The organism is Geodermatophilus sp. SYSU D00758, from assembly GCF_054049955.1.
On the sequence record NZ_JBJGYK010000005.1, the window covers coordinates 70,426 to 93,155 of the forward strand.

The 22,730-nt window shown below is 76.6% G+C and carries 24 protein-coding genes; 15 read left to right on the forward strand and 9 right to left on the reverse strand.

All coding sequences use genetic code 11. The features are described 5' to 3' along the window. The first annotated feature begins 2 nt into the window (after window positions 1-2). From ACI8AC_RS05430 to ACI8AC_RS05445, 4 genes are all read left to right on the forward strand, one after another. On the forward strand, window positions 3-719 hold the full coding sequence (locus ACI8AC_RS05430; RefSeq protein WP_456895934.1) for an MOSC domain-containing protein: 717 nt from the start codon (window positions 3-5) through the stop codon (window positions 717-719). A gap of 4 nt (window positions 720-723) precedes the next feature. Beyond that, window positions 724-939 carry an RNA-binding S4 domain-containing protein gene (locus ACI8AC_RS05435; RefSeq protein WP_456895936.1) on the forward strand — a complete coding sequence of 72 codons (216 nt, stop codon included), beginning with the start codon at window positions 724-726 and terminating at the stop codon, window positions 937-939. A 91-nt stretch (window positions 940-1,030) separates the two neighbouring features. Continuing rightward, window positions 1,031-2,221 carry a pyridoxal phosphate-dependent aminotransferase gene (locus ACI8AC_RS05440; protein WP_456895938.1) on the forward strand — a complete coding sequence of 397 codons (1,191 nt, stop codon included), beginning with the start codon at window positions 1,031-1,033 and terminating at the stop codon, window positions 2,219-2,221. Beyond that, the gene (locus ACI8AC_RS05445; protein ID WP_456895940.1) at window positions 2,218-3,030 is read left to right on the forward strand and encodes a nitrilase-related carbon-nitrogen hydrolase; all 813 of its coding nucleotides are present in this window, start codon (window positions 2,218-2,220) and stop codon (window positions 3,028-3,030) included. Before ACI8AC_RS05440 ends, ACI8AC_RS05445 begins: the two co-directional genes overlap by 4 nt. On the opposite strand, the gene ACI8AC_RS05450 is transcribed toward ACI8AC_RS05445, so the two are convergent. Together ACI8AC_RS05450 and ACI8AC_RS05455 are read right to left on the reverse strand one after the other, a co-directional pair. Next, on the reverse strand, window positions 3,024-3,389 hold the full coding sequence (locus ACI8AC_RS05450) for a DsrE family protein (protein ID WP_456895942.1): 366 nt from the start codon (window positions 3,387-3,389) through the stop codon (window positions 3,024-3,026). The two genes, ACI8AC_RS05445 and ACI8AC_RS05450, sit on opposite strands and share 7 nt — an antisense overlap. Before the next feature lie 104 nt (window positions 3,390-3,493). Continuing rightward, window positions 3,494-4,453: a PRC and DUF2382 domain-containing protein gene (locus tag ACI8AC_RS05455; protein WP_456895944.1), complete on the reverse strand. Its 960-nt coding sequence runs from the start codon at window positions 4,451-4,453 to the stop codon at window positions 3,494-3,496. Window positions 4,454-4,590: 137 nt separating this feature from the next. Between ACI8AC_RS05455 and ACI8AC_RS05460 the strand changes: the two genes are divergently transcribed. Both ACI8AC_RS05460 and ACI8AC_RS05465 read left to right on the forward strand, forming a co-directional pair. Continuing rightward, complete coding sequence (locus tag ACI8AC_RS05460; protein ID WP_456895946.1) at window positions 4,591-6,192, forward strand: CYTH and CHAD domain-containing protein; 1,602 nt, start codon at window positions 4,591-4,593, stop codon at window positions 6,190-6,192. 46 nt (window positions 6,193-6,238) lie between these two features. Next, window positions 6,239-7,573: a metallophosphoesterase gene (locus ACI8AC_RS05465; RefSeq protein WP_456895948.1), complete on the forward strand. Its 1,335-nt coding sequence runs from the start codon at window positions 6,239-6,241 to the stop codon at window positions 7,571-7,573. Window positions 7,574-7,647: 74 nt separating this feature from the next. Here ACI8AC_RS05465 and ACI8AC_RS05470 read toward each other — a convergent pair whose 3' ends face one another. Then, window positions 7,648-8,214 carry a TetR/AcrR family transcriptional regulator gene (locus ACI8AC_RS05470; protein ID WP_456895950.1) on the reverse strand — a complete coding sequence of 189 codons (567 nt, stop codon included), beginning with the start codon at window positions 8,212-8,214 and terminating at the stop codon, window positions 7,648-7,650. Between the two features lie 160 nt (window positions 8,215-8,374). On the opposite strand from ACI8AC_RS05470, the gene ACI8AC_RS05475 reads away from it, so the two are divergent. From ACI8AC_RS05475 to ACI8AC_RS05485, 3 genes are all read left to right on the forward strand, one after another. Then, window positions 8,375-9,115 carry a GntR family transcriptional regulator gene (locus tag ACI8AC_RS05475; protein ID WP_233517663.1) on the forward strand — a complete coding sequence of 247 codons (741 nt, stop codon included), beginning with the start codon at window positions 8,375-8,377 and terminating at the stop codon, window positions 9,113-9,115. A gap of 70 nt (window positions 9,116-9,185) precedes the next feature. Then, on the forward strand, window positions 9,186-9,653 hold the full coding sequence (locus ACI8AC_RS05480; protein WP_456895952.1) for an SRPBCC family protein: 468 nt from the start codon (window positions 9,186-9,188) through the stop codon (window positions 9,651-9,653). A 110-nt stretch (window positions 9,654-9,763) separates the two neighbouring features. After that, the gene (locus tag ACI8AC_RS05485; protein WP_456895954.1) at window positions 9,764-10,036 is read left to right on the forward strand and encodes a GlsB/YeaQ/YmgE family stress response membrane protein; all 273 of its coding nucleotides are present in this window, start codon (window positions 9,764-9,766) and stop codon (window positions 10,034-10,036) included. Between the two features lie 44 nt (window positions 10,037-10,080). Here ACI8AC_RS05485 and ACI8AC_RS05490 read toward each other — a convergent pair whose 3' ends face one another. After that, window positions 10,081-10,719: an MBL fold metallo-hydrolase gene (locus ACI8AC_RS05490; RefSeq protein WP_456895956.1), complete on the reverse strand. Its 639-nt coding sequence runs from the start codon at window positions 10,717-10,719 to the stop codon at window positions 10,081-10,083. Between the two features lie 210 nt (window positions 10,720-10,929). On the opposite strand from ACI8AC_RS05490, the gene ACI8AC_RS05495 reads away from it, so the two are divergent. Beyond that, a complete protein-coding gene (locus tag ACI8AC_RS05495) occupies window positions 10,930-11,181 on the forward strand; it encodes a hypothetical protein (RefSeq protein ID WP_456895958.1) in 252 nt (83 codons plus the stop codon). 173 nt (window positions 11,182-11,354) lie between these two features. Here ACI8AC_RS05495 and ACI8AC_RS05500 read toward each other — a convergent pair whose 3' ends face one another. From ACI8AC_RS05500 to ACI8AC_RS05515, 4 genes are all read right to left on the reverse strand, one after another. Then, window positions 11,355-11,942 (reverse strand): dihydrofolate reductase family protein, encoded by a 588-nt coding sequence (locus ACI8AC_RS05500; protein WP_456895959.1) that lies wholly within the window; start codon window positions 11,940-11,942, stop codon window positions 11,355-11,357. A 387-nt stretch (window positions 11,943-12,329) separates the two neighbouring features. After that, window positions 12,330-13,106, reverse strand: coding sequence for an enoyl-CoA hydratase-related protein (locus ACI8AC_RS05505; RefSeq protein WP_456895961.1), 777 nt, complete (start codon window positions 13,104-13,106; stop codon window positions 12,330-12,332). 188 nt (window positions 13,107-13,294) lie between these two features. Continuing rightward, entirely contained in the window at window positions 13,295-14,944 is a 1,650-nt protein-coding gene (locus ACI8AC_RS05510; RefSeq protein ID WP_456895963.1) for an AMP-binding protein, read from the reverse strand. A gap of 6 nt (window positions 14,945-14,950) precedes the next feature. Then, the gene (locus tag ACI8AC_RS05515) at window positions 14,951-15,949 is read right to left on the reverse strand and encodes a cyclase family protein (RefSeq protein ID WP_456895965.1); all 999 of its coding nucleotides are present in this window, start codon (window positions 15,947-15,949) and stop codon (window positions 14,951-14,953) included. Between the two features lie 371 nt (window positions 15,950-16,320). Between ACI8AC_RS05515 and ACI8AC_RS05520 the strand changes: the two genes are divergently transcribed. Both ACI8AC_RS05520 and ACI8AC_RS05525 read left to right on the forward strand, forming a co-directional pair. Next, entirely contained in the window at window positions 16,321-18,000 is a 1,680-nt protein-coding gene (locus tag ACI8AC_RS05520; protein ID WP_456895967.1) for a protein kinase domain-containing protein, read from the forward strand. A 97-nt stretch (window positions 18,001-18,097) separates the two neighbouring features. Then, the gene (locus ACI8AC_RS05525) at window positions 18,098-19,714 is read left to right on the forward strand and encodes a serine/threonine protein kinase (protein ID WP_456895969.1); all 1,617 of its coding nucleotides are present in this window, start codon (window positions 18,098-18,100) and stop codon (window positions 19,712-19,714) included. Between the two features lie 65 nt (window positions 19,715-19,779). Here the strand turns inward: ACI8AC_RS05525 and ACI8AC_RS05530 are convergent, their stop codons facing one another. Beyond that, window positions 19,780-20,394: a hypothetical protein gene (locus ACI8AC_RS05530; RefSeq protein ID WP_456895971.1), complete on the reverse strand. Its 615-nt coding sequence runs from the start codon at window positions 20,392-20,394 to the stop codon at window positions 19,780-19,782. Window positions 20,395-20,526: 132 nt separating this feature from the next. On the opposite strand from ACI8AC_RS05530, the gene ACI8AC_RS05535 reads away from it, so the two are divergent. The 3 genes from ACI8AC_RS05535 to ACI8AC_RS05545 are packed head-to-tail and all read left to right on the forward strand — an operon-like array spanning window position 20,527 to window position 22,605. After that, window positions 20,527-21,810, forward strand: coding sequence for a competence/damage-inducible protein A (locus ACI8AC_RS05535; protein ID WP_456895973.1), 1,284 nt, complete (start codon window positions 20,527-20,529; stop codon window positions 21,808-21,810). 40 nt (window positions 21,811-21,850) lie between these two features. Then, entirely contained in the window at window positions 21,851-22,213 is a 363-nt protein-coding gene (locus ACI8AC_RS05540) for a hypothetical protein (protein WP_456895975.1), read from the forward strand. Continuing rightward, window positions 22,210-22,605: an SRPBCC family protein gene (locus ACI8AC_RS05545; RefSeq protein WP_456895977.1), complete on the forward strand. Its 396-nt coding sequence runs from the start codon at window positions 22,210-22,212 to the stop codon at window positions 22,603-22,605. The genes ACI8AC_RS05540 and ACI8AC_RS05545 overlap by 4 nt, the downstream gene beginning before the upstream one ends. Window positions 22,606-22,730: the final 125 nt, after the last annotated feature.

The window sequence follows — 22,730 nt, forward strand, 5'->3', positions numbered from 1 at the left end:
CGATGGGCACCACCCCGATACGGGTCGCCGAGCTGTGGCGCTACCCGGTCAAGTCGCTGCAGGGCGAGCGGCTCGAGGCGGCCGAGGTCGGCCCGGAGGGGCTGGCCGGCGACCGGCAGTGGGCGCTGTTCGACCGGGAGACCGGGTTGGGGCTGACCGCCCGGCGGGTGCCCGCGCTGCTGTTCGGCTCGGCCCGGCTGGGGCCGGACGGCGAGCTGCAGGTGGTGCTGCCCGACGGTTCGGCCACCACCGAGGACGACGCGCTGTCGGAGTGGCTCGGCCGGCCGGTGGCCCTGCGCCGGGCGGACGGGTCGGCGCCCTCCTACGAGGTGCCCGACGACGAGGAGCGGAACTGGGAGGCCTTCGAGGGGGCCGCCGGCGCCTTCCACGACTCCGCCGCCGCCCGGGTCACGCTGCTGTCCACCGGCACGGCCGGCGCGTGGGACCGGCGCCGGTTCCGGGCCAACGTCGTCCTCGAGGGGGCGGGGGAGGACGCGCTGGTCGGCAGCCGGGTGCGGCTGGGCGGGGCGGTGCTGGACGTCGGCCTCGCCGTCCCCCGCTGCGTGATGGTGACCCGCCCGCAGCCCGGCGGCATCGACCGGGACACCTCGGTCCTCAAGACCATCCACCGCGAGCGCGGCGGGACCCTCGCCGTGGGTTCGCTCGTCGCCCGCCCGGGCACCGTGCGCGTCGGCGACGAGCCGGTGGCGGGGGGCTGAGCCGGTGCGGACCGTCGAGCTGCGTCCCGGGGACGACTCCATCCGGCTCGGGCAGCTGCTCAAGCTGGTCGACGCGGTGCCGACGGGGGCGCAGGTCAAGGACGTGCTGCTCACCGGCGACATCCGGGTCAACGGCGAGCCCGAGGACCGGCGCGGCCGGCAGCTGCGCCGCGGCGACGTGGTCAGCGTCCCCGGCGCCGGGGACGTGCGCATCGCGTGAGCGCCGTGCCCCACCGCGGATACGCCGTTCCACGTGGAACCGGGGCCGGCGTCGCCGGACGCACGGCCCGACTCGGGAGGGAGGACGCCGCATGACCCGCGTGCCGTACCTGTCCAGCCGGCTCCAGGGCTTCGGGACGACGGTGTTCGCCGAGATGAGCGCCCTCGCCGTGGCCACCGGGTCGATCAACCTCGGCCAGGGCTTCCCCGACTACCCGGGCCCGCCGGAGGTGCTCGACGCCGCCCGCGCCGCCATCGGCACCGCGCACGACCAGTACCCGCCCGGCCCCGGCACCCCGGAGCTGCGCGAGGCGGTGGCCGCGCACGTGCAGCGCTTCGGCGGGCACGCCTACGACCCCCTCACCGAGGTGCTCGTCACCGCCGGCGCCACGGAGGCCCTCTCCGGCGCGCTGCTGGCGCTGCTCGAGCACGGCGACGAGGTGGTCCTCTTCGAGCCGATGTACGACTGCTACGCCGCGGGCATCGCGATGGCCGGCGGGGTGGCGCGCCCGGTACCGCTGCGCCCGCCGCCGTCCGGCACCGGCCCGTGGACCTTCGACCCCGCCGAGGTGCGCGCCGCGGTCACCCCGCGCACCCGGGTGCTGCTGGTCAACACCCCGCACAACCCCACCGGGAAGGTCTTCAGCCGTGCCGAGCTGGCGACCCTGGCGGCGGTGGCCATGGAGCACGAGCTGCTCGTGCTCACCGACGAGGTCTACGAGCACCTGGTGTTCTCCGGGGCCCGGCACACCTCGCTCGCGACGCTGCCCGGCATGCGCGAGCGCACGCTGGTGGTCAGCAGCGCCGGCAAGACCTTCAACGTCACCGGCTGGAAGGTCGGGTGGATCTGCGGCCCGGCGGAGCTGGTGGCCGCCGTCCGCACGGCCAAGCAGTTCCTCACCTACGTCAACGCCGGCCCGTTCCAGCCCGCGGTCGCCGCGGGGCTGGGGTTGCCCGACGAGTACTTCACCGGCGTCGCCCGCGACCTCGAGTACCGCCGCGACGTGCTGGTCGAGGGGCTCACCGCGGCCGGGCTCCCGGTGGTCAGCCCGGAGGCCACGTACTTCGCGACCGTGGACGTCCGGCCGGTGCAGCCCGACGGGGACGGGCTGGCCTTCTGCCGCACGCTGCCGGAGCGGGCCGGGGTGGTCGCCGTCCCCACGGTCGTCTTCTACGACCCCGCGCACGCCCACCTCGGCCGGCACCTGGTGCGGTTCGCGTTCTGCAAGAGCGACGCCGTGCTCGGCGAGGCCGTCGAGCGACTCGGCAGGATGTCGGCATGAGGATCGCCGCGGTGCAGCACGACATCGTCTGGGAGGACCGCGAGGCCAACTTCGCGCGGCTGGCACCGCAGGTGGCCCGGGCGGTGGGCGCCGGGGCGGAGCTGGTGCTGCTGAGCGAGACGTTCTCCACCGGTTTCTCGATGACCCCCGGCATCGGCGAGCCGGAGGGCGGGCCGTCGTCGGCCTTCCTGCGCGAGCAGGCCGCCGAGCACGGCGTGTGGGTCGCCGGCAGCTGCCCGGAGGTGGCGCCGGACCCCGGCGGTGCGGGCGGGGCGGAGGCCGCGCTGCCGTTCAACTCGCTGGTGCTGGCCGGTCCGGACGGCACGGTGCACCGCTACCGGAAGCTGCACCCGTTCACCCACGGCGGTGAGCACGAGCGCTTCCGGGCCGGGGCGGAGCCGGCCACGGTGGAGATCGGCGGGCTGCGGATCACGCCCTTCATCTGCTACGACCTGCGCTTCGCCGACGTCTTCTGGGACGCCGCCCCGCACACCGACGTCTACCTCGTCCCAGCCAACTGGCCGGCCGCCCGCCGGGTGCACTGGCGCACGCTGCTGCGGGCCCGGGCCGTCGAGAACCAGGCCTACGTGGTCGGCTGCAACCGGGTCGGCACCGCGGGCGACGGCACGGAGCACGCCGGGGACAGCGTGGTCGTCAGCCCGATGGGGGAGCTGCTGGCCACCGCGGCCGGCGGGGAGACCGTCGTCGTCGCCGACGTGGACCCCGCCGAGGTCGTCGCGACCCGGGAGCGCTTCGCCTTCCTCCCCGACCGGCGGTCGGCCGCCGCGCAGCGGGGGGCCGGTCAGTAGGAGAACGTGACGGCGTGGTCGTCGCCGATCCACTGCCACATCGGCACGGTGCCGCCGAGCTCCGCGCCCGCGATCAGGTCGCCCTTGTCCAGGCCCTTGGCGTCGAAGCAGATCGGGCACACCAGGTAGCGCCCGCCCGCGGCGGCGTAGCGCTGCAGCAGCGACGGCAGCGGGGGACAGCCCTCGCACGCGGTGCCGACGGCCACCCCCTCGAGGGCCAGCCGCACGGCCTCCTTGGTGAGGAAGACCAGCGTCCGGCGGCCCGTCTCGGCCGCGCCGACCGCGACGAGGAAGGCGACGGTGACGCGCTCGGCGTCCTCGAGCCCGGTGGTGAGGCTGATGACGGCCTTGTCGGCCATGACGTCCTCCGGCAGCGTGGGAGTGGCCCCCGTGCTGCCGCCGGACCCTAGCCCGCCGCGGCCCCGGCTGGGGGCCGCGGCGGCGCGCCGGCCGGTGCGGCGGATCAGTGCCGCGGACGCAGGTCCTCGTCGACGACGACCTGCTCGCGCTGCACCTGGTCGGTGACCTGCTCCTGCCCCCGGACCACCTCGGTGCGCAGCCGGACCCGCTCGACGGGCACCACCTCGACGGTCACCACCGGCTTCTCGGCGTGCAGCACGATCTCCCCGGGCAGGTCGGCGCCCGCGCCGCCACCCGCCCCCGTGCCGGCGCCGCCCGCGGCCGTGCCGGCCGGCACCAGCGTCTCCCCGGGACCCGGGTCGGCGGAGTCGTCCGACACCTCCTCGACCCGGATCTCCTCCCGCCGCACCGGGACGGTGAGGTGGACCTCCTCGGTCACCACGTACTTGACCAGCCGCACCCGCCGGTCGGCGACGCGCTCGGTGTGCACGTTCAGCCGTTCCTCGCTGCGGGTCATCGCACCGTCGGTCTCCCGGCGGGGGGTGGTCCCCTCCGGCCCGGCGTGCGCGTCGGCCGTGGGGCCGGCGGCGGCGACCGCGGCTCCCGGCACCGGGGCGGGGGTGGTCGGGGGCACGCCACCGGCCGGGGCGCCGGGAGCGGCCGCGGTCCGGTCGGGGACGTCGTCCCCCGCGCCCGCCGGGGCCATCCCCGTCCCCGTGCGCGTCCACCCCCCGCCGGCGGCCTCGGAGCCCGCCGGGGTCAGGCCGTAGTGGCGCCGCAGCAGCGTCTCCGCCTCCGGGTCGAGGTGCTCGTCGGGGACGTGCGGGGCGGTGCGGACGGCCTCCTTCGTCACCGGCAGCCGCAACCCGCCCCCGTCCAGGACGGCCTCGGTGGCCGGGACGACCGAGTGCCGGGTTCCGAACAGCCCCGTGGACACCGCCACCCAGGTCGGCGCCCCGGTGCGGTCGTCGGTGAAGAAGTGCTCCACCGTGCCGATGCGGTCCCCGTCGGGACCGTAGGCCGTCGCCCCGATCGCTGCGGCCAGCTCGCGTTCGCTGAGCATCGTCGCCCTCCCCTCCCGGAGCGCGGGCGGCGCTCCACCGGTCCCGACGTGCCCAGCCGGGGCAGCGGCCGAACATCGGCGTGCGGCGGACGGCTCGGCTCTGCTGACCTGCAGGTCGGTGGCCTACCGTGCTGTGCGTGAGCACCAGCCACGTGGAGGTCGAGCGCAAGTTCGAGGCCGAGGAGTCCTTCGTGCTCCCCGACCTCGCGGACCTGGACGGGGTGGCCGCGGTCGGCGACCCCGAGGAGCAGGAGCTCGAGGCCGTCTACCACGACACCCCCGACCTGCGGCTGCTGCGCTCCCGGGTCACGCTGCGCCGGCGCACCGGCGGCCCCGACGCCGGCTGGCACGTGAAGCTGCCCGCCGCGGCCGGCGCCCGGCGGGAGCTGCACCAGCCGCTCGGCCGGGCCGCGAGGACCGCGCCGAAGGCCGTCGTGGCACCCGTGCTGGGGCTGCTGGGGACGGCGACGACCGCACCGGTCGCCACGCTCTCCACGCGCCGGGTGGTCCGGCGGCTGCAGGCCGAGGACGGCCGGGTGCTCGCCGAGGTCGCCGACGACACCGTCCGGGGCACCGCGCTCGCCGCCGAGCCCGGGGAGCCGGCCACGGTGACGACGTGGCGGGAGATCGAGGTCGAGCTCGTCGACGGCGACGAGGCGCTGCTCCAGGCGGTCGCCGACCGGCTGGTCGCCGCCGGCGCCGAGGTGTCGGCCTCGCCGTCCAAGGTGGCCCGGGTGCTGGGTCCGGCCCGCTCCGCGGAGGACGCCCCGGAGGTGCCCGCGGACGGCGGCACCGGCGGGAAGGCCACCAAGAAGGCGGCGAAGAAGGCCGCGCGGAGGGCGGCGGACGCCGGCCGGGCCGTGACGGCGGGGGACGTCGTCCTCGCCGCGGTGGCCGGTCAGCTGGCGGCCCTGCGCGAGGCGGACATCGCCGTCCGCACCGGTGGCCCCGAGGGCGTGCACGACCTCCGGGTGGCCTGCCGCCGGCTGCGCAGCATCTTCGCCGCCTACCGCACCGTGCTGGCCCGCGAGGTGACCGATCCGCTGCGCGACGAGCTGCAGTGGGTCGGGGCCGAGCTGTCCGGCGCCCGGGACGGCGAGGTCGCGCTCGAGCACCTGCGGGCGCTGGTCGCCGAGCAGCCGCCCGAGCTGGTCCGCGGCCCGGTCGCCGCCCGACTCGAGCAGACCGAGAACCGGGACCACGCGGCCGGCGAGCGGCGGGCCCTGCGCGCCCTCACCGACCGCCGCTACCTGCGGCTGCTCGACGAGCTGGACGCCCTGCTGGCCGACCCGCCCTACGGCGAGCGCGCCGGGGAGCGGGCCCCCGTGGTGCTCGCCGACGCGGTCAAGCGCAGCGGCAAGCGGCTGCGGCGCGCCGTGCACGCGGCCGAGGACACCACCGGGGAGGAGCGCCACCACGCCCTGCACGAGGCGCGCAAGGCCGCCAAGCGGGTGCGCTACACGGCCGAGGTCGCGATCCCGGTGCTGGGTACCGCCGCCGAGGGGCTGGTCTCCTGCGCCAAGGAGGTGCAGGACGTGCTCGGCGACGCCCAGGACACCGTGGTCACCCGGGAGTACGCGCTGCGGGTGGGCCGGGAGGCCGCCGCCGCCGGCGAGGACGCCTGGACCTACGGGCGGCTGCACGCGCTGGAGGAGGCCCGCGCGGACGCGCGCGAGGCCCACTTCTGGGACCTGTGGCCGGCCCTGCGGTCGGCGGTCAAGGCCGCCGCCAAGGCCTGAGCACCGTCCGCACGACCGGGGAGCGCCCCTGTCCCTCATCGCCCTGTTGGGCTTCGTCACCGTCGTCCTGCTCGCGCTGGTCCTGCTGCACGGCTACCTGTGGTGGCGACTGGTCCGCAGCACCACCCGGCCCGGTCGGGCCCGTCACCGGGGAACCGCCGCGGTGGTCCTGCTGGCCCTGCTTCCCGCCGCGGCGGTGCTGGTCGGCCGTGACGCGGTCACCCCCGCGGCCACCGCGCTGGACTGGGTCGGCTTCACCTGGCTCGGCCTGGCCTTCTACACGTCCCTGACCCTGCTCGTCCTCGAACCCCTGCGGCTGGTGCTGCGGCGCTGGACGCGGGGGGAGGTGCGCGCCCGGAGGGTCCCCGAGCGGGGCCACGCCGGGGCTCAGCGCGACCCGGGGACGGCTCCCGGAGGCGGTGCGGTCCCGGAGGACCGCGGTGTCGAGGAGCGCGGTGTCGAGGACCGCGGTGTCGAGGACCGCGGTGTCGAGGACCGCGGTGTCGAGGACCGCGGTGTCGAGGACCGCGGTGTCGCCGACCCGTCCCGGCGGCTGCTGCTCGCCCGCGGCCTGGCGGTCACCGCGGGGGCCGTGGCCCTCGGCACCGCCGGCACCGGCATGGTGCTGGCCAACTCGGCGCCCGTCGTCCGCCGGGTGCCGGTGACGCTCGCGGGGCTGGACCCGGCGCTGTCCGGGCTGCGCGTGGTGACCTTCTCCGACGCGCACCTGTCGACCACCTTCCGCGGCCGCCGCTTCGAGCGCCTCGTCGAGACGGTCAACGCGCAGCGGCCCGACGTGGTGGCCGTCGTCGGCGACCTGGTGGACGGCGAGCTCGCCGAGCTGCGCGAGGAGGTCGCCCCGCTGGCCGACCTGGTGAGCGAGCAGGGCGTGTACTTCGTGACCGGGAACCACGAGTACTTCGTCGACACCGCCGCCTGGCTGGACCACCTGCCGACCCTGGGGGTGCAGGTGCTGCGCAACGAGCGGGTCCCGATCCGCCGCGGCGGGGCGACGCTCGACCTGGCCGGCATCGACGACCGGACGGCGGCCGGCTCGGGGGTCGCCGGCCACGGCGCCGACCTCGACGCCGCGCTCGACGGGCGCGACGACGCCGTCCCGGTGGTGCTGCTGGCCCACCAGCCGGTCCAGGTGCAGCAGGCGCGGGCGGCCGGGGTGGACCTCCAGCTGTCCGGGCACACGCACGGCGGTCAGCTGTGGCCCTTCGACTACGCGATCCGGCTGGACCAGCCGTCGGTGGAGGGGCTGCACCGGTTCGGCGACACCCAGCTCTACGTCACCTCCGGCGCCGGGTTCTGGGGCCCGCCCATGCGGGTGGGCGCCCGGCCCGAGGTCACCGTGGTGGAGCTGCGCGCCCCCTGACCGGGGCTCACGGCTCCCGCAGCGCCCTCTGCCCCGGGGCTCACGGCTCCCGCAGCGCCCTCTGCCCCGGGGGCTCACAGCTCCCGCAGCGCCTTGAGCACCTCCTCGATGAGGTCCTCCAGGGCGACGTCGCCGTCGGACTCGGCCCAGCGCAGCAGGATCTGGGTGTACGCCGAGAAGGTCGCCGCCGTGACGACGGCCGCCGTGCCGTCGCGCTCGGCGCCGAGGGCGCCCAGCACCACGTCGACCGTCCGCCGCTCGAACTCCGCCGCCCGGCTGCGCAGCCCCGGCGTGCGGATGACGATGCGCCACCGGTCCAGCAGCTCCTCCCGGTCGCGGCCCTGGATGGCACCCAGCCAGCCGCGGATCGCCCCCCGGAGCCGCTCGCCGAGCGGTAGGTCGGCCGGCTGCAGCGCCAGGACCTGCTCCACGTCGGCCGCCTCGGGGAGGGGCAGGACGATGTGCTCCTTGCTCGGGAAGTGGGCGTAGAAGGTGGGCACCGTCACCTGGGCGGCGGCGACGATGGCGCTCACGGTGACCGCCTCGAACCCGTGCTCGGCGAACAGCCCCATCGCGCACTGGTAGATGCGCCGGTGGGTCCGCTCCCAGCGCGGGGTGCGGGGCTCCCGGGGCTCGTTCACGAGGAGCCATCCTCACCCGCCCGCGCCGGCCTCCGGACGGTGGGGTTCCGCGATCCGCCTCTCATGACGCCGTGCCACCAGGTGGACACGGCCCGAACAACACCCGTCGGAGAGACGTCTCATACGACCAGACGTCTATGCGTCCAGTACCTTTGCCGTCGTGACGAGCACCGTGTCGGGGCCGAAGTACCTCGCGGTCCGGGAGCACCTGCGCCGCCGGGTCTCCGCGCTGCCCGAGCACACGCTGCTGCCGCCCGAGCCGGTGCTGTGCGCCGAGTACGGGGTCAGCCGCATCACGCTGCGCCGCGCCGTCGACGGGCTGGTCGCCGACGGCCACCTCGTGCGCGAGCAGGGCCGCGGGACCTACGTCACCCGGCCGGCCATCCGGCACGAGTACCGGGAGAGCTTCGTCCACCGGATCGCCGGGTTCAGCTCGGTCATGACCGAGCAGGGCGCCCAGGTGGGCACCACGGTGCTCACCCAGCGGGTGGTCTCCGTCCCGCCCTCGGTCGCCGGCGAGCTGGGCCTGGAGCCCGCGGCGGACGTCGTGCAGCTCGTGCGGCTGCGCAGCCTCGACGGCCTGCCCAACCACGTGGCGCACAGCTTCATGGCCGCCGACGTCTACCCCCGCGCGGCGGAGGAGGACTTCAGCGAGGGCTCGCTCTACGACTTCCTGCGCCGGGAGTACGACGCCGACCTGGCGCACGCCCGCATCGTCGTGGACGTCGGCACCGCGGCGCCCGACGAGGCCGAGGTGCTCGGCGTGGTGGCCGGCTCGCCGCTGCTGGTGGTGCGGACGACGGTCCGCGACAGCGCCGGCCGGCCGCAGGTGCACAGCTTCTCGCGGCTGCGGCCGGACGTCAGCCAGGTGGAGTTCGAGGTCTCGGTCCCCGGGCGCTGACCCCGCCCGGGCTCGCCGACGCGGGCCGCGCGGGGGGCACCGCGCCCGGCGGCGGCTACCGTCGTCGGCGATGACCACCGCGAGCGGCACCCGCGAGGTGCCCCACGACCGCGCCCTCGTCTGGCGGGCGCTCGCCGTCCTGGCGCCCTACTGCGCCGTGTGCGACGTGTCCTACGTCGTCGACGGCGACGGCCCGCCGGGGCGCGGCACCCGCTTCGTCTGCGCACCCGGCCGGCTCGCCGACGGGGCGGCGCCGCCGGCCGGCGCGCCCCGCGGCGAGATCGTCACCTGGACCCCGTGCCGCGAGGTGGCCACCCGGCTGGACCTGACCGGCGAGACGTGGACCACCCGCATCGAGATGGCCGACGCCGGGCCGGAGGCGACACGGGTCACGATCACCGTCACCCTCGAGGCGCGCGGCCGGCGCCGGCTCGCCCGGCGGCTGCAGCGCCGGCAGCTCCAGCGGCTGGTCCAGCAGACCGTCGACGGCGAGCTGGACGAGCTGGAACCCCACGTCGAGCAGGCTCGAACGGCGTGAGTCACCCGGCCGGGTGAGGGCCCCCGCGGTTGTACGGTGATCTTGCGGGTAGAGACCCGCCCGGACGGGCGCACCGACCGGGTGCGCCCAGGGACACAAGGGAGAGCGCCATGCTCTGGGACATCCTCGGACTGATCGTCGTCGGGCTGATCATCGGGGCCCTCGCCCGCCTCATCAAGCCGGGCAGGCAGCCGATGAGCATCCTCGCCACCATGCTGCTCGGTGTCGTCGGCGCGCTGATCGGTGGCTTCATCGCCAGCCTGCTCGGCACCGGTGACATCTTCGAGCTCAACGTGCTCGGGTTCATCCTGGCGGTCGTCGCCGCGGTGATCCTGGTCGGTGCGTTCGCCGGCTACTCCGGTCGCAACCGCGCCGTCCGCTGACCCCAGGCCCCGAGGGGGCACGGTCGCCGCAGAGCTCGCGCACCTCAGAGCTCGACCGTGTCCCCCGGGGTCAGCCGGCTGTACGGGGTGGGGGTCCCGGGCCCGCGTTCCCCCAGCAGCCCGCCGACGACGCCGAGGCCGGTGTCGTTGAGCAGCCCGTCGTGCACGGCGAACGCCTGGTCGGCGTCGACCGCCCGCACGTAGTCGATGACGTCGGCCGTCCGGCTCCAGGGCGCGTGCACCGGCAGCAGCAGCACCGGCACGGGCTCCGACGGGACGGTGAGCGCGTCACCCGGGTGGAACACCCGGCCCCCGACGAGGAAGCCGACGTTGGGGATCCGCGGGACGTCGGGGTGGATCTGCGCGTGCAGCTCGCCGTGGACGTGCACGTCGAACCCCGCGACCTCCACGGCGTCGCCGTCGCCCACCACGTGGACCCGGGAGCCCAGGCCCTCCAGCTGGCGGGCCACCGAGCCGTTGGTCCAGACCTCGAGCGCGGGGTCGTCGTCCATCGCCCGCCGCAGCACGTCAGGGACGAAGTGGTCGGCGTGCTCGTGCGTCACCAGGACGGCGCTCGCCCCCGCCAGCGCGGCGGGGTCGGTGAACGCGCCCGGGTCGACGACCAGCCGGCGGTCGTCCTCGCTGAGGACCACGCAGGCGTGCCCGTGCTTGGTCAGCTCCACGGCTCTCCCTCCTCGCCGGCCGCTGCCCGGCCGTCCCCTCTCGCCGGCTGCGGCTCGCCGCCCGCCGGCGGCGTCCCCCGATCCTGCCCCCCGACCGGCGGTGGTCGCGCGCCGGGCCCGCCACCCGGTCGCGGCGCTCGCTCACCCGTCCGGGTGACCTGGTGCGACGCCCCGCTGTGCGACGCGGCCGGGCCTGCCGTACTCGGGGGCATGACGCCCCGGACCCTCGCCCAGACCGCGCCCGCCGCCCGCGCACCCGCCGTCAGCGCGGCCCGCAGCCGGGCGCACGGCCCCACCGCGGCCCTCTGGCACGCCGTCGAGCTGCACCGGCCGACCAGCGAGGTCGACGGCGCCTGCGAGCTCACCCTCTGCGGCTCGCTGGCCCGGGTGGCGGTGGGGAAGTCCTGGCCGCCGGCGTCCCGCGACGTGTGCCCCGCCTGCGTCGTCCTGACCGCGCGCTGACCGGGGCCGTGCCGGGGCCGGACCCCGGGCTCAGCGGCCGGTGAGTCGGCAGCGAGGTGACTTCCGGGTGGAGAGCCCATTCCCGAGGTCACCAGCGTTGATCCCCCGACGGGCGTCTCCGGACCAGCATGCCCACCGACTGCCCTTGCGGCGCATGTCGGAAGGGACGCGGTTCACGAGGCTCGTCCGGTGGAGGTCCTGTCTGCGGGGGCGGGCCGGTAGCGCAGGAGCACCGCACCCGACGGGAATGTCGTAGTGGCGATGAGCTCCAGCCGGACGGCGCCGAGATCGTCGAAGATCCGGGGCCCGGTTGCCCAGAGGTAGGGGCTCACCGAGAACCAGAGCTCGTCGACGAGGTCCTGGGCCATGAGGTTGCGGGCCAGTTCGCCGGCACCGGTGACGATCAGGTTGCCGGGGTGTTCGACCTTGAGGTCGTTCACGCTGTCGGCCAGGTCGCCTTCGAGCAGGGTGGCATTCCAGGTCAGCGGCCCGCTCAGTGTCCGGGACGCGACGTACTTGGTCATGCTGTTCATCCGATGCGCGTAGGCCTCGTACCCAGGGACGTCTGCCATCTGCGGCCACACCGCGGCCAGGCCTTCGTAGGTCTTGCGCCCGATCACCATCGCGTCGGCTGCCTGCCACTTCTCGAGCGAGGCGTGCTGGCTGTCGGGGTCCAGGACGAGCCACCCGTCGGGTTCGGGTACCGGTGCTTCGAAGGCGCCGTTGACGGTGACGGCGTTGTTGACGATCAGTCGTCCCAAGAGAAGCTCCCCGGTCGATTCGGCAGCGATCGGTGGTTGTCGTTCTCCTGACAGCGCGCACGAGCGAAACTCATCGAACTCTGCAGCCCGCCCTCGAGCCGGGTGTCGAAGCGGCCCGCGGCGGGCTGCTCTCACCAGCCATGGCCACAGGCCGGACAGCTGCCCCGGCGGGAGCGTGGCCGGCCCTCCGCCCGCGCCACCAGCCCGGCAGGCCCTCGGTCGGACTCCTGCTCTCACACGAGTGCTCTCACACGAGCAGACGACCGATGGCGCCGGCCGGGCCGACAGGGGCACTCGCAGACCCGCAGTCGTCACGCCCGGATGACAAGGGGGTGCCCCCGGCAGGGATGCTGACCCCCCCACCCAGAGGTCACCTCGCTGCCGACCTCAGCGGCCGGTGAACCGCGGCGGCCGCTTCTCCAGGAACGCCTCCACCGCCTCGCGGTGGTCGGCGGTGCGGCCGAGCTCCGTCTGCAGCCGCGCCTCCAGGGCGAGGGTCTCCTCGAGCGGGTCGGTCGCCGCGGTGGCCAGGACCGTCTTGATCGCCCGGTAGGCGGCGGTCGGGCCACCCGCCAGACGGGCGGCCAGCGCCTGGGCCTCCGGCCGCACCCGGTCGGCCTCGACCACGCGGTGCACGAGGCCCCACGCCGCCGCCGTCTCGGCCACGAACGGCTCGGCCAGCATCAGCAGCTCCGTGGCCCGCGACCCGCCCACGCAGTGCACCAGCCGGGAGGCCAGGCCGGAGTCGCTGGAGAGCCCGATGCCGGCGAAGGCCGTGGTGAACTTCGCCCCGGCGGCGGCGACGCGCAGGTCGCCGGCGAGCGCCAGGCCCAGCCCCGCCCCGGCCGCGGCGCCGTTGACGCCGACGACGACGGGCACCTGCAGGGCCGAGAGCGCCAGCACCAGCGGGTTGTACTCCTCCTCCACGACGCGCAGCGAGCTCGCCGCGTCGCCGCGCAGCGCCTGCACGTGCTGGCCGAGGTCCTGGCCCACGCAGAAGGCCCGGCCGCTGCCGGTGAGCACGACCGCCCGCACCTCGGCGTCGGCGTGCACCTCCTCCACGACCTCCCGCAGCTCCCGGCGCACCTGGTGGGTCAGGCCCGGCTGCTGCAGGGTGATCGTCGCGACGCCGCCGGCGTCCTCGCGGGTCACGGTCTCGGGCATCGTCGCCCTCCTCTCGTCGTCTGTCGTCGCGCCCCGGGGCCCGGTGACCGGGCGCCCGGGCGGTCCCCCCGGCGTGCCGCCCGGGTGGTCACCCCGGCGTGGCGTCCGGGTGGCGTCCTGGCTCACCGCGGCGGGTCCTGGCCCACCACCGGCGGTGAGCCAGGACCCGCGGGGATCAGGTCACCTGATCACCGGTCGCGGAGCTCCCGGCGGAGGATCTTGCCAGTGACCGTCTTGGGCAGCTCCTCGATGAGCTCGACCTGCCGCGGGTACTTGTAGGCGGCCATGCGCTCCTTGCAGTGCGCGATGAGCTCCTCCGCCGTCACCCCGGCCCCAGGGACGACGCTGACGTAGGCCTTGACGGTCTCGCCGCGCTTCTCGTCCGGGACGCCGACGACCGCGGACTCCCGCACCGCCGGGTGCTCGGCCAGGACGTCCTCGACCTCCCGCGGCCAGACCTTGTAGCCCGAGGCGTTGATCATGTCCTTCTTGCGGTCGACGATGAACACCCAGCCCTCGGGGTTCATGAAGCCGACGTCGCCGCTCTTGAGCGCCCCGCCGGGCAGGTTGGCCGCCGTCTCCTCCGGCTTGCCCCAGTAGCCGGCGACCACCTGCGGCCCCTCGGCCACGATCTCGCCGACCTCGCCCAGGGGCAGGTCCCGCCCGTCGTCGTCCTGGATGCGGACGATCGTGTTCGGCGCCGGCACCCCGACCGACAGCGCCCCGGAGGTGGGGTCGACCGGCGACGGCGAGCCGAACGGCGTCACCGTCATCGGCGAGGTGGTCTCGGTCAGGCCGTAGGCGTTGTGCACCTGGATGCCGGTGGCCTCCAGGAACCGCTTCTCCGCGGTGGGCGAGATCGCCGCGCCGCCCGAGTACACCGAGGTGAACGAGGAGAAGTGGTCCCGGGTGAACCCCGGTGCGCCGAGCAGGGCGTTGAGCGCCGTGATCGCGCCGATGGTGAAGGCCGGCCGGTGCTCGAGCAGCGCGTCGAGGACCACCTGCGGCTCGAACCGGTAGGCCAGGACCAGCGGCGCCGGGGCCAGCATGCTCACCGCGATGTGCCCGATGAGCCCGGTGATGTGGAACAGCGGGGCGATGCCGAAGATCGCGCCGTCCCGGCCGGCGTGCACCCAGTCCCGGTAGACCTGCGCCGTGAACACCACGTTCCGGTGGGTGTTCATCGCCCCCTTGGGGACGCCGGTCGTCCCCGAGGTGTAGGTCAGGAACGCGACGTCGTCCGGCCCCAGCTCGACCGGCGGCGGCGCCTGCCCGCGGTGCTGCCCGATGAACTCCAGCAGGTCCGTGGTGCCCTCGTGCCGCTGCCGGCCGATCCCGGCGAAGAGCCGCTCGTCGTCCCGGCTCTGGAACTCCAGCTCGCTGGTGGTGAGGACCAGCCGCACGTCGGTGTCCGGCACGACCTCGCGGGCGACCTGGTCGTAGAGCGACTCCAGCGAGACGAGGACGGTCGCCCCCGAGTCCGCGAGCAGGTAGGACAGCTCCCGCTTCCGGCTCATCGGGTTGATCGACACCATGATGCCGCCGGCCTTCCAGGTGGCGACCATCGCGATGACGAACTGCGGCACGTTCTGCAGGTACACCGCGAGGCGGTCGCCGGGCGAGAACCCGTCGGCCCGCAGCCCGGCGGCCAGGGCGTCGCTCATCTCGTCGAGCTCCCGGCGGGAGATGCGCCCGTCGAAGTAGCGGAGGGCGTCCCCGTCGGGGTCCCGGGCGAGCCCGGCGCGGAACATCTCCAGGGCGTCGCCGAACTCGATCTCGTAGTCGGCCGGCTGGTCCCCGTAGAGGGCCAGCCAGGGCCGGTCGTCGTAGCTGCTCATGGCCGGCTACTTGACCGCGATCGGGTTGACCGGCGCGCCGGTCGCCTGGTGGATCTTCAGCGGGGCGGCCGCGTAGAGGAACGTGTACTGCCGGTCCGACGCGCTGTCGGCGGCGAGCTCCTCGAGGTCGGCGATCTCGGTGAGGGTGACCCCCAGGTTGCGCATGAGCGCGCAGTGCAGCGGCAGGGCGGTGCCGTTGTTCGGGTCGAAGGTCACCTCGTTGGCGATGGTGTCGGTGACCAGGTTGGGGATCTCCATCTCCTGGAACCAGCGCACCAGCTCCGGGCTGTAGACCAGCCCCGGCTCGTTGAACCCCTCGTAGAACCGCTCGCCCTGCTCGTGGAACAGCTGCAGGAAGTTGGTCCGGACGACGAGGACGTCGCGCTTCTCGATCCGCACCCCCTGCGCCTCGGCGCAGGCCACGAGGTCCTCGTGCGTGAAGGTCTCGCCCTTGTCGAGGGTGTCCTTCCCGCGGAAGCGGGCCATGTCGAGGAGGATGCCGCGGCCGACGACGCCCTTGCGCGCGATCGGCTCGACGCTGGCCCGGTCCATGCCGCCGACCGTCGTCCGGGCGTCGTAGCCGTTCCAGATCTGCCCGCCGTACCAGACGTGCCCGAGCGCGTCGTACTGCGTGGACCCCTGCAGGAAGGCGTTGATCTTGTCGTCGGCGTAGTGCAGGCCGCCGGGGAACTGCGGTGCGTCGGGGGAGTCCCAGGTGGACTCGTCGAGGATCATCGTGCGCTCCGCGGGCGTGCGGCCGGGCCAGACCGGGTCGCCCTTCGGGTCGCCGATCAGCCGCTGGAGGGTGAAGACCTTGCCCTGGCTGACGTGCCGGATGCCGCGCAGCACCTCGTCCGCGGTCAGGTAGTTGAGCGCGCCGACCTCGTCGTCCGGACCCCACTTGCCCCAGTTGGTGGGCGCGTCGGCCAGCACCTCGGTCATGTCGGGGACCGCGGTGGCCTCGACGGGCGCCTTCTCCTCGGCCTGCTCGGCGGCGTTGGTCATGGGGGACCGTCCTCTCGTCGGGAAGCGGGACCGGCGCCCTCACCCGGCGCCGGGGTGTCCACCGTCACAGTCGACGGTTGCGCCTGGCAAGCACCGGCCGGGGAACGCGCAACGTCGGCGCAACGCCCGGGTCGCCCGGCGCGCCGGCCCGCGCCGGACGGCCACGGGGCGTGCGGCACCGGGCTCCCGGGGAGGTGGGCCCGCGGCCCGGCGCCGTCCGCGGGCGGCACGGGAGAGCGATCACACGCGACACGCCCACCACGGGGGCGCTCTCCCGTCACAATGGCAACGGCGGGCCCTGCCCGCCGCCGGGTGCGCCGGTGGCGGGTCGGGTGTGCGGGGTCGTGGATCGCGGTGGCGGGCAGGCGGGGGTGGCCACGGTGGTGGAGCCGGGACGGCGGGAGCTGGGTGGGCGGTACGCGCTCACCGAGCTGATCGCCTCCGGGGGCATGGGCCAGGTCTGGCGGGGGACCGACGAGCTGCTCGGCCGCCCGGTCGCGGTCAAGGTGCTGCGCAGCGAGTACACCGGCGACCCGACCTTCCGTGCCCGCTTCCGGGCCGAGGCCCAGCACGCGGCGGGGCTCAACCACCCGAACATCGCGGCGGTGTTCGACTACGGCGAGGCCCGCGCCGAGGACGGCAGCGGCGAGACGCTGGCCTACCTCGTCATGGAGCTGGTCGAGGGCGAGCCGCTGTCGGCGGTGCTGCACCGGGAGGGCCGGCTGGCACCCGAGCGGACCCTGACCCTGCTGGAGCAGACCGCCTCCGCGCTGGCCCAGGCGCACCGGGCCGGGCTGGTGCACCGGGACGTCAAGCCGGGCAACATCCTCGTCCGGGCCGACGGCAGCGTGAAGATCACCGACTTCGGCATCGCCTGGTCCGCCGGCAGCGTGCCGCTCACCCGGACCGGCCAGGTCATCGGCACCCCGCAGTACCTGGCCCCGGAGGTCGCCGAGGGGCTGCACGCCTCCCCGGCCAGCGACGTCTACGCCCTCGGCCTGGTCGGCTACGAGTGCCTCGCCGGGCACCCCGCCTTCGACGGGGACAACGCCGTCACCATCGCGCTCAAGCAGGTCCGGGAGGACCCCGAGCCGCTGTCCACCGAGCTGCCCCCGGGCCTGCGCACCCTGATCCGCCGGGCGCTGAGCAAGGACCCCGGCGTCCGGATGGCCGACGGCGCGGAGTTCGTGGCCGCCATCGGCGACCTGCGGGCCGGCCGCCGGCTGGCCGAGCCGCCGCCCACCCGCGCGGTGGCGGCGGTGCCCGCGGCCGAGGTCGCCCGTGCGGTGCCCGGCGGCCGCACCCACCGGGCGCCGGCCGCCCGGCGGCGCGGTGCGGCGGTGCTGGTCCCGCTCCTGGCGCTGCTCCTCGGCGCCGGGGCGGCCGCCGCCGTCCTCACCGTCCTGCCCGGGGACCCACCGCCGGCCACGCAGGCGGCCGCGCGGACCACGGCCGGGGAGCCCGTCGTCCTCGACGCCGGGGAGTTCGTCGGGCGGCCGGTCGACGAGGCCGCGCTCACCCTCGCCGCGCTCGGCCTCGTGGTGGACCGCCGGCCCGAGGTGACCGGCGCGGCCGACCCGGGCAGCGTGACCGCCGTCGACCCCACCGGCGTGCCGCTCGAACCGGGCGAGGACGTCCTGCTCGTCTACGCCGTGCCCCCTGCCGACGACTCGCCGGCCCCGCCGTCGCGGGCACCGGCCCCGGAGGCGCCGGTCGAGGCCGGGGCCCCCGACGGGCCCGCCGTGAGCACGGCCCCCGAGGAGCGGCCCGAGCCGGAGCGGGGCGCCGCGGTCACGCCCGTGGACGACCCGCGCCCGGACCCCACCGCCGGCCGGGAGCTGCCCGGTGGGCGGGTGCCCGCGGAGCCCTCCCCGACCACGCCCGCGACGTCCCCGTCGACGGTCGAGGAGGAGCCGTCGCCGGACCCCTCCGCCACCCCGACGAGCACGTCCGTCGCGCCGCCGTCGCCCTCCGGGACCACCGATCCCGGCGGGACGCCGGAGAGCCGGGAACGGGTCGACGACGGGGTCCCCTGGACGGGGGAGGGCTGACGGCGCGGGTTTCACGCCCAGCCCTCCCCGGGCACCGAGGGCGTCGTGCCCCCGGAGCGTCGTGCCCGGGGAGGGTCGCGACGGGGGGTGAGGCGGGGTGCTCGAGCGCGGGGCCTGCACGCTCGGCAACCGGTACGACCTGCTCGAGCCCGTCGCCGGCGGCGCGATGGGCCGCGTCTGGCGGGCCCGGGACACCCTCCTCGACCGCGTCGTCGCGGTGAAGGTGCTGCGGGCCGAGTACGCCGGTGACCCGGTGTTCCTCGCCCGGTTCCGCGCCGAGGCCCGGCACACCGCCCGCCTGCTGCACCCGGGCATCGCCGCGCTGCACGACTACGGCGAGGAGCCGGTCGACGGCGAGACCGTCGCCTGGCTGGTCATGGAGCTGGTCGAGGGGGAGCCGCTGTCGGCGCTGCTGCGCCGGGAGGGCCGGCTCGGGCCCGCCCGCACCCTGGAGCTCGTGCGCCGGACCGCCGAGGCGCTCGGCGCCGCCCACGCCGCCGGGGTGGTGCACCGGGACGTGAAGCCCGCCAACGTGCTCGTCCGGCCCGACGGGGTCGTGAAGGTCACCGACTTCGGCATCGCCTCCTCGGCCGGCTGCGCACCGCTCACCGGCACCGGCCAGGTGGTCGGCACCGCGCACTACCTCTCGCCCGAGCAGGCCGCCGGTGGGCGCGCCACGCCGGCCAGCGACGTCTACGCCCTGGGCGCGATCGCCTACGAGTGCCTGGCCGGGCGGCGGGTGTTCGACGGCGACAGCGCCGTGGGCATCGCGGTGGCCCACGTGCACGACGAGCCGGACCCGCTGCCGGACGACGTCCCCGAGCAGCTGCGCCGGCTGGTCGCCCGGGCGCTGTGCAAGGACCCCGCGGAGCGCTTCCCCGACGGCGCGGCCCTCGCCGCCGCCGTCGTCGACGTGCAGAGCGGCCGCGAGCTGCCCCCGGCGCCGGCCGGCACGGTCCCGATGCCGCGCGTGGGCGCCCCGCGGCGGCGGCTCCTGGCGCCCGCGGCGGCGCTGCTGGTCGGCGCGGCGCTGGCCACCGGGGGGCTGCAGCTGGTCTCCGGGGCCGGGTCCCTGCCGGCGGCCGAGGCGGAGGCCGGGGTGCTGGTGTCGGCCGACGCGGTGGTCGGCCGGCCGGTCGCCGAGGTCGAGGCCGAGCTCGTGGCCGCCGGGCTCCGGGTCCAGCGGGCCGAGGAGCAGCGGGACGACGTCCTGCCCGGCACGGTGACCCGGGTCGGACCGGTGGGCCGGCTGGCGGCCGGGGACCTGGTGACGCTGCGGGTCGCCGTCCTGCCCGACCTGCCGGCCCCGCTGCCCGACCCGGCGGAGGGTGCGGTGGAGGCGTCCGCACCGGCGGGGACGCCGGACGCGCCCGGTCCTGCGGAGGGTGCGGTGGTCCCGGTGTCGGCCTCGGTGCGCGGGTCGGGCGACGCGGCGGCGGCACCGGAGCCGCCCGTCGTCCCGCCGGCCGCGCCGGAGCCTCCCTCGGCGCCGGCGGCGGCCCCGCCGGCCGGGGACACCGCGGTGGACGACCCCGGCGACGGGAACGGTGCCGGCAACGGGGACGGGGACCGCCGGGGCGGCGCGGACGGCGACCGCGGGGGCAACGGCGGTGGCGACGGTGCCGGCAACGGCAACGGCAACGGCAACGGCAACGGCGGTGGCAACGGCGGTGGCAACGGCGGTGGCGGGGGGAACGGGCGCGGCCGCGGCTGAGCGGACCGCACCGCCCCCGGTGTTCCCGCGGCCGGTGGTCCCGCGGCGGTGGTCCTGCCGGTGGCTCAGCCCCGGCGGGCCGGGGCGGTCCAGAGCGCCGCGCCGAGCGCGACCAGGGCGGCGGTCAGCACGAAGCCGCGGTCGCTGGCGACCCCGGGCAGCACCACGAGCACCCAGAACACCGCCACGCCGGTGAGGCCGCCCGCCGCGACCTGCCAGGCCGTGCCGGGGTCGAGCCGGGCCCGCCGCACCAGCCGGCCGGCGGCGGGCAGCAGGCCCAGCAGCGTGCCGATCGTGGCGAAGGCCGACCACAGCGGCACGGCGGACCACAGCGCCGTCCCGTCGGCGCCGACCAGCAGCCCGGCCTGCAGGAGGGCCAGGGAGACCCCGGCGAGACCGGCGCAGCGCAGCCCGGCCCGCTGCTCGGGGGTCCGCGGTGACCGGCGCGCGGCCGCGGGAGCGGGGGTGGGTGCCGCCGTCCCGGCCCCGGGGAGGCCGGGGACGAAGCCGACCGGCCCGGTCGGCTGGACGCCCGGCTCGGGGTCGGCGGACGGGCGCGGTGCCGGCGCGGCCTCGGCCGGCACCGGCGGGAGCTGCGCGGTCGCGTGCGGTGCCGTCCCGACGGTGATGGCCTGGGTGCTCGGGGTGGCGTCCGGCGTCGCGGTCGTCGGCTGGCTCACGGTTCCTCCTCGCTCGGGCGCCGTCCCGGCGGCGCCGGGGTCCTCGGGCGGACCGGTCCTCCCCGAACGGTAGGGCGGCGGCGGGCCCGCGTCCGGGAGACGCGCGGGGGGCCGGGGCCTAGGGTCGGCCGGGTGGGTGCGCGCGCAGGGATCGTGGTCACCGGAACCGAGGTCCTCACCGGCCGGGTGACCGACCGCAACGGCCCCTGGCTGGCCGAGGAGCTGCGCCGCCGCGGGGTCGACGTGGGGTCGGTGCTCGTCGTGGGGGACCGGGTCGACGACCTGCGGGCCGCCCTGGCCTTCCTCGCCGGCGCGGGGGTCGACCTGGTCGTCACCACCGGTGGCCTCGGGCCGACCGCCGACGACCTCACCGCCCAGGTGGTCGGTGACGCGCAGGGCCGCCCGTCCGCGGTGGACCCCGAGCTCGAGGCCCACATCGGCGGGATCGTCGAGCGGTTCATGGCCCGCCGGGGGTGGCGGGCCGACCCCGAGGCGACCGCCGCCGGGACCCGCAAGCAGGCGCTCGTCCCGGCCGGGGCCACGGTGCTGCCGCCGGTGGGCACCGCGCCGGGCCTCGTCGTCCCGCCGGCCGAGGGGCGCGGCGGGCCGCCGGTCGTCGTCCTGCCGGGCCCGCCGCCGGAGCTGCGGGGCATGTGGCCGGCCGCTCTCGCCTCCGAGCCGGTGCAGCGGGTGCTCGCCGGCGCGCCGGAGCTGCGGCAGGAGACGGTGCGGCTGTGGGGGACGCTGGAGGCCCAGCTCGCCGCCACGCTGCGCGAGCACGACGCCGGGCTGGACGGCCTGGAGATCACCACCTGCCTGCGGGACGGCGAGCTGGAGATCGTCACCCGGTTCGCCCCCGCCGCGCAGCCCGCCTACGACCGGCTCCGCGCCGTGCTGCACGGGACCTACCCCGACACGCTCTTCTCGACCGGGCCGACGGTCGACGACCTGGTGGCCGGGGCGTTCGCCGACCGCGGCCTGACGGTGGCGACCGCCGAGTCGTGCACCAGCGGGCTGCTGGTGGCGCGGCTCACCGAGCGGGCCGGGTCCTCGGCGTGGGTGCTCGGCGGGGTCGCCTCGTACGCCAACTCGGCCAAGGAGGCGCTGGTCGGCGTTCCGTCGGAGGTGCTGGCCGGGCACGGCGCGGTGAGCACCCAGGTGGCCGCGGCGCTGGCGGAGGGCGCGCGGGAGCGCTTCGGCGCCGACGTCGGCGTCGGGATCACCGGCATCGCCGGGCCGGGCGGGGGGACGGCGGACAAGCCGGTCGGGACGGTGCACCTGTGCGCCGTCGGCCCGGACGGGCGGCAGCCGCGGTCGGTGGTCCTGCCCGGCGACCGCGCGGCCGTGCGGCACCGCTCGGTGACCCTCGCGATGCACATGCTGCGCCAGCTGCTGCTCGGGGGGCCCGCCGCCTGAGCGAGGGGTGGCCGTGCCGCCCGCGGGGCATGGTGCCGGCGTGGAGCTGCTGGCCGTGCCCGAGCGGGGGATGACGGCGCACGGCAGCGCCGGCGTCGGGCTGCGGGCCGTGGCCCGGGTCCTCGCCCCGCAGGACGGGTTCGCGGTCGACGTCGTCCGCCTGGCGGCCGGTGGCCGGCTGGGCCGGCACCCCACCGCCCTGTGGCAGCTGCTGGTGGTGGTGGAGGGCGCCGGCTGGGTCGCCGGCGCCGACGCCGAGCGCCGTCCCGTGGCGGCCGGGACGGCGGCCCTGTGGGCGCCGGGCGAGGAGCACGAGACCGGCAGTGCCGGGGGGCTGCTGGCCGTCGTCGTGCAGTGCCGGGAGCGCCCGCTGCCCGGACCCGGCCCCGAGGAGGCGCGGTGACCACGCTGACCCTGCACGCGAGCGGCCCGGAGTCGCCGGCCGAGGTGTGGGACCGCTACGCCCGGCCCGCGCGCTGGCGGGAGTGGTCGCCGCAGATCAGCCGCGTCGAGGTGCCGGGGGAGCGGCTGGCCGCCGGCCTGCGCGGCCGGGTGTTCGGCCCGGTCGGGCCGGGCCTCCCGTTCGAGGTGGAGGCCGTGGACGACGCCGCCCGGGAGTGGGCGTGGACGGTCGGGGTCGGCCCCGTGCGGGTGCGGCTGCTGCACTGGGTGGCCCCCGCCCCGGCGGGCGGGACGACGACCGGCCTGCGCCTCACCGGCCCGGCCCCGCTCGTGCTCGGGTACGCCCCCCTCGCGCGCCTGGCCCTCGGTCGCCTGGTCCGCCCCCTGGGCTGAGTGAGCCCGGGTCGGCGCTCCGCCGTGGTGCCGCGCTCTGCCGCGGCCCGACGTTCCGTCGGCCGGCGCTGTGCGGTCGCGGTGCAGTTCCAGCGGATCGTGCGCCGCGGCTGCACATCTCCCAC